Annotated in this window: 14 protein-coding genes; 2 read left to right on the top strand and 12 right to left on the bottom strand. The window is 65.2% G+C overall.

Going from position 1 to position 10,274, the window contains the following annotated elements; genetic code table 11:
• Positions 1-90: 90 nt before the first annotated feature.
• From HNQ71_RS25230 to HNQ71_RS25220, 3 genes are all read right to left on the bottom strand, one after another.
• Positions 91-879, bottom strand: coding sequence for an ABC transporter substrate-binding protein (locus HNQ71_RS25230; protein ID WP_111543261.1), 789 nt, complete (start codon positions 877-879; stop codon positions 91-93).
• Positions 880-985: 106 nt separating this feature from the next.
• Positions 986-2,146 carry a saccharopine dehydrogenase family protein gene (locus tag HNQ71_RS25225; protein WP_184875467.1) on the bottom strand — a complete coding sequence of 387 codons (1,161 nt, stop codon included), beginning with the start codon at positions 2,144-2,146 and terminating at the stop codon, positions 986-988.
• Positions 2,143-2,649, bottom strand: coding sequence for an Lrp/AsnC family transcriptional regulator (locus HNQ71_RS25220; protein WP_184875465.1), 507 nt, complete (start codon positions 2,647-2,649; stop codon positions 2,143-2,145). The genes HNQ71_RS25225 and HNQ71_RS25220 overlap by 4 nt, the downstream gene beginning before the upstream one ends.
• 329 nt (positions 2,650-2,978) lie before the next feature.
• Between HNQ71_RS25220 and HNQ71_RS35025 the strand changes: the two genes are divergently transcribed.
• Complete coding sequence (locus HNQ71_RS35025) at positions 2,979-3,497, top strand: hypothetical protein (RefSeq protein WP_246462019.1); 519 nt, start codon at positions 2,979-2,981, stop codon at positions 3,495-3,497.
• Between the two features lie 95 nt (positions 3,498-3,592).
• Here the strand turns inward: HNQ71_RS35025 and HNQ71_RS25210 are convergent, their stop codons facing one another.
• Positions 3,593-3,883 (bottom strand): type II toxin-antitoxin system TacA family antitoxin, encoded by a 291-nt coding sequence (locus HNQ71_RS25210; protein ID WP_184875463.1) that lies wholly within the window; start codon positions 3,881-3,883, stop codon positions 3,593-3,595.
• A 107-nt stretch (positions 3,884-3,990) separates the two neighbouring features.
• Positions 3,991-4,440, bottom strand: coding sequence for a universal stress protein (locus HNQ71_RS25205; protein WP_184875461.1), 450 nt, complete (start codon positions 4,438-4,440; stop codon positions 3,991-3,993).
• Positions 4,441-4,645: 205 nt separating this feature from the next.
• On the opposite strand from HNQ71_RS25205, the gene HNQ71_RS25200 reads away from it, so the two are divergent.
• A complete protein-coding gene (locus HNQ71_RS25200) occupies positions 4,646-5,227 on the top strand; it encodes a histidine phosphatase family protein (RefSeq protein ID WP_184875459.1) in 582 nt (193 codons plus the stop codon).
• 1 nt (position 5,228) lies between these two features.
• Here the strand turns inward: HNQ71_RS25200 and HNQ71_RS25195 are convergent, their stop codons facing one another.
• The 7 genes from HNQ71_RS25195 to HNQ71_RS25165 form a co-directional block, all read right to left on the bottom strand.
• Positions 5,229-5,642, bottom strand: a complete 414-nt coding sequence (locus tag HNQ71_RS25195; RefSeq protein WP_184875457.1) for a VOC family protein — start codon at positions 5,640-5,642, stop codon at positions 5,229-5,231.
• Between the two features lie 77 nt (positions 5,643-5,719).
• The gene (locus tag HNQ71_RS25190) at positions 5,720-6,766 is read right to left on the bottom strand and encodes an RNA polymerase subunit sigma-70 (protein ID WP_184875456.1); all 1,047 of its coding nucleotides are present in this window, start codon (positions 6,764-6,766) and stop codon (positions 5,720-5,722) included.
• A 42-nt stretch (positions 6,767-6,808) separates the two neighbouring features.
• Entirely contained in the window at positions 6,809-7,555 is a 747-nt protein-coding gene (locus tag HNQ71_RS25185; RefSeq protein WP_184875454.1) for an SDR family NAD(P)-dependent oxidoreductase, read from the bottom strand.
• A 136-nt stretch (positions 7,556-7,691) separates the two neighbouring features.
• Entirely contained in the window at positions 7,692-8,492 is an 801-nt protein-coding gene (locus HNQ71_RS25180; RefSeq protein WP_184875452.1) for a pseudouridine synthase, read from the bottom strand.
• Positions 8,493-8,631: 139 nt separating this feature from the next.
• The gene (locus HNQ71_RS25175; RefSeq protein ID WP_184875450.1) at positions 8,632-9,456 is read right to left on the bottom strand and encodes an alpha/beta fold hydrolase; all 825 of its coding nucleotides are present in this window, start codon (positions 9,454-9,456) and stop codon (positions 8,632-8,634) included.
• Positions 9,446-9,940, bottom strand: coding sequence for an SRPBCC family protein (locus HNQ71_RS25170; RefSeq protein WP_184875448.1), 495 nt, complete (start codon positions 9,938-9,940; stop codon positions 9,446-9,448). The genes HNQ71_RS25175 and HNQ71_RS25170 overlap by 11 nt, the downstream gene beginning before the upstream one ends.
• Positions 9,937-10,272, bottom strand: coding sequence for an ArsR/SmtB family transcription factor (locus HNQ71_RS25165; RefSeq protein WP_184875446.1), 336 nt, complete (start codon positions 10,270-10,272; stop codon positions 9,937-9,939). The genes HNQ71_RS25170 and HNQ71_RS25165 overlap by 4 nt, the downstream gene beginning before the upstream one ends.
• Between the last annotated feature and the right edge of the window lie 2 nt (positions 10,273-10,274).

The raw sequence follows: 10,274 nt of genomic DNA, 5'->3' as shown, positions 1-10,274 counted from the left end.
CTGGGCGGTTCCCAAAGCGGACGAAACGAAAGGCCAGGCGGCTTCGCGGCGCTCAAGACGCGCGCAAAACCGCCTGGATTCCAAGGCTGGTTAGTGGTCCTTCTTCCAGGCGTCGGAATTGACCCAGTAGTCGAGGTTCTTCTGCAGGCGACCGTCGATGCTGACCTGGTCGAGGAACAGGTTCATCCAGACCAGCAGGTCCGGCTCGTCATAGCGGGTGGCGAAGGCAAGCGGTTCCTTCGACAAAAGCTCCGGCATGATGGTGAAGGTGCCGGCCGGATAGGCGGTCGACTGGCCTGTCACCGCCGAGACGTCGTTGACGCCGCAATCGGCCTGGCCGTTGTTTACGGCGTCGAGCAGCAGCGGACCGCCGCCCTTGTAGCTCTTGATGTCGGCATCGGTGAAGACGGCCTTGGCCTCCTTCTCGCCGGTGGCGCCGAGCAGCACGGCGATCTTGGTGCCCTTGGCCTTGCAGTCCTCGGTGGTCTTGAACTTGCTGTCGGCCTTGGTGAACACGGTGCTGCCCGTATACATGTAAGGTTTGGTGAAGGCGACCTTCATGCCGCGCGCCAGCGTCGGCGTCATGTCAGCGACCAGGAGGTCGGCCTTGCCCGACAGCAGCGCCGGGATCAGGCCGTCCCAGTCGAAGTCGAGGAAGGTGATCTTGACGCCCATTTCCTTGGCCATCAGTTCGGCCAATTCAACCGAACTGCCGGTGCGTTCGCCATTGGCGCCGACCAGCGAGAAGGGGGGGCCCTGTGTCTGCACGGCGACGCGCAACTCGCCGCGCTTGGTGATGTCGTCGAGTGTTCCGGCACTGGCCGCCGTGGTGAGCCCGGCGAGCGCAAGTCCAGCGATGAAAAGTCTGGCAATCTTCATTTGGCATTCCTCCTTGTTTTATTGTTCCACGTTGTTGATTTCACCCTTCGGGGTGCTTTTTTGAGCGGCAGCGCCGTTGCCGGCGGCAGCCACCGATCGAAAATCCTCAGTCCCAGGCCACCGTCTCGGTGACCTTGATGCCGCGCCTGGCCAGCTCGTCGAAGAAGGGGCCATCGGGCACATCGAGCAGCGGGTTGAGCAGGCCTGGCTTGGTGATCTCGCCCCGCGCCAACATCTGCGCCACGATGCTGGCGGGATAGCCGACGCCGAGGCTCATGCCGAACAGGCCGGAGGCCAGGTCGCGCTCGATGATCAAGTCCGAGGTCACCGTCTTGCGGCGGCCGCCCTCGAGGCCGGAAAAGACATTGCGCATCACGCAAAGATCCCTTTCGCCGGGGCCATACTGCAATTGCGGCCCGAGCAGCCGGCCGAGGAATTCGCGCGGGCTGGAGCCGGTGCCGGGCACCTTGTCTTCGGAGAGGAAGCCGAGTTCCTTCAGCGGCGCCCAGAACGCCGACCATCCCGGCCAGCGCAGCGTGTAGCGCCCGGACCGGCGCAGCCCTTTTGCCGCGTCCAGCATCTCGACATAGTGCAGCGCATCGCCATTGGGGAAGGCTTCCAATGCGCCGAGGCCCGCGACCTCGATCTCGTGGATGAACGGGTTGTCGTGCTGCCTGCCGGCCGGCACCGCGACGCGCTCGCCGTCCTCGATCATCACGCTGTCACGGTTCTGGCTGACCAGAACCATGTCGAAGTTCCAGCTCACCTTGTAGCACAGCGGCTTCGCCATCGCCTTCGGCTCGGGGATGCCGCCGCAATAGGAATCGATCGCGGCGATGGTATCGAACTGCCTTGCGGCGCGCGCGTAGAGCACCAGGTCGATGCCGGGGTCGAGCCCGCATTCGGTCATGATCGAGACGCCGGCCTGCTCGGCGGCCGGCGCCAGGTCGGCGATGGCCTTGCCGTAATTGGTGGTGACCAGCGGCGTGCGCGTTGCGATCGTGGCCTGGACCGCCTCGCGCATCAGCGGCTGCGGCAACAGGTCGATGACAGCGTCGACATCCGCCAGCACGCCGGCCAGCGCCGGGCCGATCGCGCCCTGCGGTACCACGAAGCGCACGCGGGCAAGGTCGGTCAGGCCGTCAAGGCGAGCCGCACCGTCCGGTGCCGTGTCGACGCAGACCACCTCCTCGACACCGCTGGCAACGAGATCGGCGATGGCCGCCCGGCCTTGCAGGCCGAGGCCGCCGAGAACCGCGATCTTCATGCCGGCTCCTTACGGACGCTGTCGTCCGACCAGCAGCCTTCCGGCAGGCTGACCCATTTGTTGCAGGACGCCATGACGACGAAGGTCTCGCTGCGCACGACTTCGCCCGGCTCGCCGGCCCCCGGGATCAGTTCGCTGGTGACGCGGTAGAGATCGGCGACGTCACCGGCCACCGTCACGTCGACGATGATGTCGAAGCGCCCGGTGACCACCGAAGCCGAGTTGACGAAGGGCAGTTCGGAAATGCGCTGCGCCAGTTCGCGGGCCCGACCGCGTCCTTGCGCATTGATACCGACAATGGCCGAGATCAGCTCGGGGCGCTCGGTCAGGTTCAAGAGCCCGACGATCTTGAGCAGGTTGCGGTCGAGCAGGTTGCGCAGCCGCGTGCGTACCGTCGGCACCGAAATCGCCAACATCTCTGCGAGGCGGTTGATGCCCGGCTGTGCGTCCTGCGACAGCTGTTTGACCAGCCGCCGATCGGTCAGATCGAGATGTTCCCGCAAAAGCTCTGTCTTTCATAAAAAGAAAAAAGATTGGCAAACTATTTGCCTATATGAAAACAAGCTATGTCACGAATTTTTGAAAAGCAAGGTGTTGTTTTGGCGCTATGCGGCATAGTGCACCGTCTTGCGCGGTCGCGGTTGCTCGCCATTGGGCTGCCGGGTTCAGACCAGCGCGGCAGCCAGCAATTTCGCTTGCGGGGTCAGCTCGTCGAAGGGCGGGCGCACAGATTGAGCTGGCGCGTCGCCCAGTCGTCGGTCAGCCGCAGGCTGCGCAGCGTGCGTGCCGAGCGGCGCGCCGCACTTTCCGGCACGATGGCGATACCCGCGCCTTGCGCGACGAGCCGGCCCTGGCGCAGACGCTGGCCGGTATGGTCGTCGGCCAGGCGCTGCGCCAGCGGATGAGCGTCGAGACCTTCCGCATGGTGTTCTTCGCCGGGCTGCTAGCCCTGGGGGTCTATCTCGCGTGGGGAGTTGTTGCTGTAGACTTATCTGTTGGATCAGCTACAGCTCCCGCCGGCCGTACAGGAAAGTGGCAGACTGACAAAATGAGCCTTTATGTGCTGAAATTGGTAGCGTGCGCAGACGGGCATCAACAATATATCGATGGGGAGCGCCGCGCGCTTTTGGTTTTTGCCAACACCGATAGTCTGGAGTCGGCGCTATGCTCAACGCCGACACATCTTGTCACCTGTGGCTGGCAGCATGTCGAGGTGCGGGACGCGAAGACGTTGGCAGTTGAAGTTTCTTCAATAGGCGATGACGTTTTGCGAAATGCCGCGGAGGCAGCCCTTCAAGATGGATACGCAATCGTCATCTATGCGACGCCTATCACAGACCTTAACTCATAGACTCAAACCGACCCACCACCACAGATGGAGGGACTGCGGCTGAGGAGCATTGCGGGACGACCGGTCTTGCCTAGTCAAACCGGAGCCGATAGCCGTCACACAGCGTCCCATGGGCCAGTTGTCGTCATGGTACGGCGCAATCGCTCGTTCGGTTGCGGCGGCGCATCGAAACGCGCCAGAAACGCAGCGTGGATATCTTGCTCGACGGTAAACACGGGACGGTCAAGCAACGCTTCCTCGGCGACCCGTTGCCACGCTTCAAGCATGAAGTCCGTCCGATTCTTGCCGAGCAGCTCTGCTGCCCGGTCGATTAAGTTGCGCACTTCCGGGTTGACACGGATATTAAGCGGAACGCTCTTCGGCAACGGTTGATGTGACGTTGGCATGGATAGACAACTCCCCTCATCGTCCAGACACAGCTGATCGCAATGACAATGTCATTGCGGGCAAGCGAGGTGGCGCAACGGCTCAACAGAGCCCAGCGATATACGGCTTACCGAACCACCAGGACCGGGATTTCGGTTAAGGACAGCACTTCCGTCGTCTGGCTTCCCAACAGCAGCCTGCCAAGTCCCCGGCGGCCGTGCGAGGCCATTACGATGAGGTCGCAGCCCTTGGCCTGCGACAGTTCCAGGATCGCCTCGGCGGGCTTCTTGTCCTCGATATGCACCACCTCGGCGCGCACATTGGCGAGGTCCGCAGAGACCCTGCATTTGTCGAGCACGTCCTTGGCGTATCGGCGACCGCCTTCCTGATAGGCGACGAATTCATCGCCGGCGGCATAGCCGGCCATGGCGCCGCCCCAGGCGAAGATCGGGAATGGTTCGGTGACGTGGACAAAGGTAACAGTGGCGCCGAGGCGGCTGGCCAGCGCCAGGCCGTGGGCAACGCCCTTGTCGGCCAGTTCCGATCCGTCCGTGGCGATCAGCAAATGTGTGTACATGATGATGTGACCTGTTGTGCAAGGGCCGGTGCCCTTGTGGTGGCGAGAGCCTGTAGGGGCTGACCTTGATATAGTTGCGCCACCAGGTTCATCACAGGGGCCAGCTTGATGCGGAACAGGGCCAGGCGACCTCACCTTTCGCGTCAGCCGGATTCCCCTTTGCCGCGTCCTCCTCTAAGGTGCCGGCGACTTTGAGGGGCATCCCATGAGCAACGCGTTCCCGCATATCCATCTGGTCCGCCATGGCGAGACAGCGTGGAGCCTTTCGGGGCAGCACACCGGCCGCACCGATATGCCGCTGACGCCGGCCGGCGAGGCTGCCGCGCGGGGCGTCGCCGACCGCCTGAAAGGCCTGTCGTTCTCGGCCGTATGGTCGAGCCCGTCGCAGCGCGCCTACAACACCAGCGTGCTGGCCGGCTTCGGCGCCGAGAGCGTCAAGAAAGACGATCTGCAGGAGTGGGACTACGGCGCCTATGAGGGGCTGACGACAAAACAGATCCTGGCCGAGCGGCCGGGCTGGAACGTGTTTCGCGATGGCTGCCCGAAGGGCGAGACGGCGGCCGATGTCGGCGCCCGTGCCGACACGATCATCGCCGCTCTGCGCAAGGCCAATGCCGACATCCTAGTGTTTTCCAGCGCGCATTTCCTGCGCGTGCTGGCGGCGCGCTGGATCGGCCTGCCGCCGGAAGTCGGCGCGATATTCGTGCTGGACACCGCAAGCATCAGCGTGCTCGGCTACGAGCACGAACTGACCGAGCCGGTCATCCGCAAGTGGAACCAGAAATAGGTCAGGCGACAACCTCCTTGTCGAACTTCTTGATCGCCTCGGCGGTCACGGGCGTGAAGAAGTTCACCAGATTGCCGTCCGGATCACGGAACAGCAAAGAACGGTTGCCCCAGGGCATGGTGGTCGGCCTCTGCACGGTTGCGTCCTTAATGGTGTCGGACAGCCTGGCGAATTCCGCATCGACGTCGCCGACGCGGAATTCGATGATGGCGGTGTGGTTATCGGCGGGGCGGGCGACGTCGCCGCCGAACAGCTGCAAGGTGCGCGTGCTGCCGATCGCCAGGGTGCAGGCCGGCGTCGCCAGTTCGGCGAAGTCTTCGGTGTAGATCGTCACGGGCATGCCGGTGATCTCGCCGTAGAAGCGCACGAGGCGTTGGACGTCCGACGTGATGATGCGGACGGAGACGAAATTCATCGCATTGCTCCCTGATTTGCCGGAGCCGCTGCCGACCCCACGCGCTGATATAGACCAGCCATCCTGACAGCTTCCCGTCAGGAGGGCTGCCAGACCGGCGGCAGGCCGAAGGGCGCAAAGAGGTCGGGGCCGAGCGGGCCGACATAGACCGTCAGCGAGGCGATCCCGCCGTCGCCCGGCTCGATGACGTGCAGCGACTGGGCTCGCCATTCGGAATCCTGATGGCGCCGCGCATAGATCGCGACCGCGGGCTGGCCGTTGGCGCGGGTGGCGACCGCGTGGTAGCCGGCGAAATTGCCCCAGACTGTCTTGAAGAAACCATGGATCGCCTGGCGGCCCTGATACCAGTCCCGCCATGGCGGCATGTGGTAGGCGGCGTCCTCGCGCAGCAGTTCGATGAAGCCGTCGAGGTTGGCCGCCTGCCAGGCCTGCATGTAACGCTCCAGCAGCCGGGCCTCTTCGCTGGTGGGCCGTGACCGCTGCAGCGGACGCCCCTGCGGATAGCGTGCCCCAAGCGTTGCGCGGGCCCGCTGCAGGGCGCTGTTGATCGAAGTGGTCGAACCGCCCAGCAATTGCGCGCTCTCGAGCGCCGACCAGCCCAGCACGTCGCACAGCAAAAGGGCGGCGCGTTGCCTGGGCGGCAAAGTCTGGATCGCGGCGACGAAGGCAAGCCGCACCGCTTCGCGGGTCTCGTAGCGCGCTTCCGGGCCCGGCTCGCCATCGACGAGGTCCGGCAGTTCGGTGTCCGGGTAGGGCCCCAGCCAGGCGAGTTCGGCGGCGGGCCCGGCAGCGGCCCGCGCCTCGCTCGGCGGCCGTCCGGGCTGCTCGACAATGCGATGCGCCGATGACCTCGCCTTGATGGCATTGAGGCAGCTGTTGGTGGCGATCGTGTAGAGCCAGCCGCGGAGCGAGCCGCGGCCATCGAATTGCGACCGGCTCCGCCAAGCTTTCAGGAACGTGTCCTGAACGAGGTCGTCGGCTTCGTGCAGCGTGCCCATCATCCGGTAGCAGTGCAGCTTGAGTTCGCGGCGGTGGGCCAATGTCAGGCGCTCGAAGGCCAGCCGGTCGAGGGCCGGCTGGCCTTGTTCGCCCATTGGCTCAAGCGGGCCAGGAGCGTCTGTCATGTCGAGCCCATCGTGTCGAATTCGACTGGCATCCTGCGCGCCTCATGCCGCCGCCGCAAGTCCGCTGCCGCTGATGGTGAAGGAGACGCCTTGCAGCTTGCCGCCGGCGAGCGTGACCACGGCGTGCCCGATATCGCCCGGCGTCTGCATGTCGCTCATGCTGGCGAGGAAATCCGCAGGGCTGATGCCGAGATAGGCCGAGATGCCGTCGATGCCGCGCTGGCCGACGCCGGTGTCCGGCATGATCCGCATCGGCACCAGCGCCATGAAGCGCAGGCCAAGGCCGAGCCGGTCCGCTTCCTTCTGGCAATGGGCGGCAAGAAACATCTGCATGCGCTTAGCGCCGGAATAGCCGCCGGAGTTCGGCGGGCCGCCGCTGAGTGCCGCGCCACTGGAGATCAGCACCACCCGGCTGCCCGGCTTCAGCCGGCCCTGGAGTGCGGCCTTGCAAAACAGGAACGACGCCTTGACATCCATGTCCCAGTTCGCGGAGAAGTCATCCCAACTTTGGTCCTGCACGGGCGCCGACGGGGCCAGGGCGCCGGCGCAGATCACCAGAACATCCGGCTCCAGCGCGGCGAACACCGCGTCGGGCGCGGTCTCCTGCGTGGCGTCGACCGCCAACGTCTTCACCCTGGGTTTCTCCCAGGACAGCTGTTTCAGATCGGCTGCACCCCGGGCTACGGCGAGCACCGTCGCACCCTCGCTGAGTGTGGTTTCGACGATCGCGCGGCCGACGCCCCGGCTGCCTCCGACGACGACGACATTCTGACCTTGTAACGATGCCATGGATCACCTCGCTTCTTCCGGCCGCCGTACCATTCCAGCGCCCGTAGATCAGGACAGCGCGGGTGAGGGGAAATCATCGGTGGGGAGCAAGAATTTTTTTGAGGTGTCGCGGTTGAAGGGGTCTTGCACCCGCCACTTACCCCGCCAGCAGCGCCAATTCCTCCGGCGTCAGGTGCCGCGCCTTGCCCTTGGCGAGGTCGCCGAGTTGCAGGCGGCCGATGGCGATGCGGATCAGCCGCAGCACTTCGATGCCGTGCGCGGCAAGCAGGCGGCGGATGTGGCGGTTGCGGCCCTCGTCGAGCACGATCTCCAGCCAGGCGGTGCGGCCGCCGCTGCGCAGAAGCTCGATCGCGATCGTGGTCAGGGTCTCGCCGTCGACGGTGACGCCGGCGCGCAATCTTTCCAGCATCGCGGCGTCGGGCACCGTACCAATCTGCACGTGGTAGGTCTTGGGCAGATGCGAGGCCGGGTCCATCAGCCGGTTCGCAAACTGGGTGTCGTTGGTCATCAACAGCAAGCCTTCGCTGGCCTTGTCGAGGCGGCCGACCGGCGAGACGAAGGGCAGGTCGAGCCCGTCGAGGCAGGCATAGACGGTGTCGCGCTGTTGCGGGTCGTTGCGCGTGGTGACCAGCCCGCGCGGCTTGTTGAGGATGAGATAGACCTTGCGCTCGGCAACCACCGGCCGGTCGTCGACGACGATGCGGTCGCGGTTGAGGTCGACACGAAGGGTCGCATTGCGCACCACCTTGCCGCCGACGCGTACACGGCCCTCGGCGATCAGGACCTCGGCCTGCGTGCGTGAGCACAGGCCGAGCTTCGACAATGCCCGGTTGAGGCTGACGCCCAACGGCTTGCCAGTATGCGGCTTGCCCGTGCGAGCGTTGCCGGCGGGTGGCCTGCTGCTGGGCGGTTTTCCGGCGGGTGGTCGTGCTGCCATGCTGCTGGGGATCGGTCCGTTGAGTCAGACAGATGCCACGGGCCACGACGGTTTCGCAAGCCGGATGCGGCGAGGGCTCGGTCACATGGCAGCGATGGCAAGCTCTCTCCTTCCACGAAGTTGTTCTTACCGGACGAGGCTACTCCCGCCCGTTGAAAAACGCCGTCAGCACGGGTGCGTGCGCGGCGGGTTTCAGCATGTGGTTCTGGCCGGCCAGCGTCCGGTAGCGGGCATTGGGCAGCGCCTCGGCCAGCGCCTTGTTGCCATGCTGCATCCAGCGCGGGCTCTTGCCGCCATCGGTCACCAGTATCGGCATGCGCGCCGAGGTCCAGCGGGCAGGGTCGAGCGTCTTGCCGAGTTGATCGCCGGCAACGATGGCGCCGTCATAGGGCAGTGTGTGCGCCACCGCCTTGAGCTTCGACCAAATTGGCGTCAGCCGCATGAAGACAATCAGTAGGCCAGGCATGCCGACCGATTTGAGGAAGGCGGTCACGGCGTCACCACGCCGGTCTTCGGCGACCGCGGCCCGGATCGCTGCCCAGTCGCCTTGCGTGGTCTTGCGGCTGTCGTCGACGATCAGCGGCGCCTCGTAGAGCGCCAGCTTGCCGATGCCGGGCAGGCGGCTTGCCGCCATCAGCGCCAGCATGGCGCCCGACGACATGCCCCAGACGAAGGCCTCGCCGCCGGTGGCCCGGAGCACGGCCTCGATGTCGTCGACTTCGCGCTCGACGGCGTAGGGCGCGGTGTCGCCACTGTCGCCACGACCACGGCGGTCGTAGCGGAACACGGTGAAGCTGCCTTCAAGCGCCTTGGCGAGTTGAAGGCTCGGACCCATGGTGCGGGAGCAAAGCGCGCCGTCGACGAGGATGAGCGGATGGCCCTTTCCACGGCGCTCGCAGGCGATCGGCGTTCCATCCCGCGACAGGACGGCCTGCGTGGTCGGCTCGGCGTTTTCAGCCAGCATGGTTGCCTCCTATCAGCTGCTCGAGCCGGTCGAAGCTCTGCGTCCAGCCGCCGCGCATGCCGAGTGCCAGCAGGCGCTCGCGGTCGGCGGCGCTGGCCAGCGTCACCTCGAAATGGACGTGGGTTCGCTGCGCATCCGGCGTGAAGGTCACCGTATGGCGGCTTTGCCCCGGCGGCTTGCCGGCCCATTCGCGCAATTCGGGATCCGGCTCGTCGGAATAAACCAGTCGGCTATTCGCCACGATTTCGAGATAGCTGCCCTGGTTGCGGTAGAGCGCGCCGCTCGAGGTGCGCATGTCGATGCGCCAGCGGCCGCCGACACGCACGTCGAGCACACAATGCGGGATGGTGCAGTCCTTGATGCCCCACCATTGAGCTACCAGTGCAGGATCTGTCCACAGCCGGAAGACACGCTCGACCGGAGCGTCGAAAATCCGTTCGATGGCAAAGCTGCGATCGGCTGTCGAAGCCATGGGCGTGCTCATTCCGGTTTGTCCGCGCCGCGCCGCAGCAAGTCTTCCATGCGGTCGAAGCGGCCTTCCCCAAGCTTGCGGTAGCCGTCGAGCCAGCGGTCGATGTCGCGCAGCGGCTTGAGCTCGATGCGGCTCAGATGCTTCTGCGCCGACCGGCTGCGGGTGACCAGGCCCGCCTGCTCCAGCACGCCGACATGCTTGGAGATTGCCCGCACGGTCAGCGCGAAAGGTTGCGCCAGTTCGGCGACCGAGGCTTCGCCGTCGAGCAACCGGGCAAGGATGGCGCGGCGCGTCGGATCGGCCAGCGCGGCGAATGTGTCGTCGAGGGAGATTTGAATTGCCATTA

It is taken from the genome of Mesorhizobium sangaii (assembly GCF_014207355.1).
Lineage (GTDB): Bacteria > Pseudomonadota > Alphaproteobacteria > Rhizobiales > Rhizobiaceae > Mesorhizobium > Mesorhizobium sangaii.
The sequence above is the reverse complement of the archived record's forward strand: the minus strand, read 5'-3'. Positions and strand labels throughout refer to the sequence as shown.

Coding starts and splice junctions, on each gene's coding strand:
- HNQ71_RS25205 (WP_184875461.1), bottom strand. CDS start 4,440: ATGTACACACATTTGCTGATCGCCACGGACGGATCGGAACTGGCCGAC.
- HNQ71_RS25185 (WP_184875454.1), bottom strand. CDS start 7,555: ATGGCATCGTTACAAGGTCAGAATGTCGTCGTCGTCGGAGGCAGCCGG.
- HNQ71_RS25165 (WP_184875446.1), bottom strand. CDS start 10,272: ATGGCAATTCAAATCTCCCTCGACGACACATTCGCCGCGCTGGCCGAT.
- HNQ71_RS25210 (WP_184875463.1), bottom strand. CDS start 3,883: ATGCCAACGTCACATCAACCGTTGCCGAAGAGCGTTCCGCTTAATATC.
- HNQ71_RS25170 (WP_184875448.1), bottom strand. CDS start 9,940: ATGAGCACGCCCATGGCTTCGACAGCCGATCGCAGCTTTGCCATCGAA.
- HNQ71_RS25175 (WP_184875450.1), bottom strand. CDS start 9,456: ATGCTGGCTGAAAACGCCGAGCCGACCACGCAGGCCGTCCTGTCGCGG.
- HNQ71_RS25200 (WP_184875459.1), top strand. CDS start 4,646: ATGAGCAACGCGTTCCCGCATATCCATCTGGTCCGCCATGGCGAGACA.
- HNQ71_RS25180 (WP_184875452.1), bottom strand. CDS start 8,492: ATGGCAGCACGACCACCCGCCGGAAAACCGCCCAGCAGCAGGCCACCC.
- HNQ71_RS25195 (WP_184875457.1), bottom strand. CDS start 5,642: ATGAATTTCGTCTCCGTCCGCATCATCACGTCGGACGTCCAACGCCTC.
- HNQ71_RS25225 (WP_184875467.1), bottom strand. CDS start 2,146: ATGAAGATCGCGGTTCTCGGCGGCCTCGGCCTGCAAGGCCGGGCGGCC.
- HNQ71_RS25190 (WP_184875456.1), bottom strand. CDS start 6,766: ATGACAGACGCTCCTGGCCCGCTTGAGCCAATGGGCGAACAAGGCCAG.
- HNQ71_RS25230 (WP_111543261.1), bottom strand. CDS start 879: ATGAAGATTGCCAGACTTTTCATCGCTGGACTTGCGCTCGCCGGGCTC.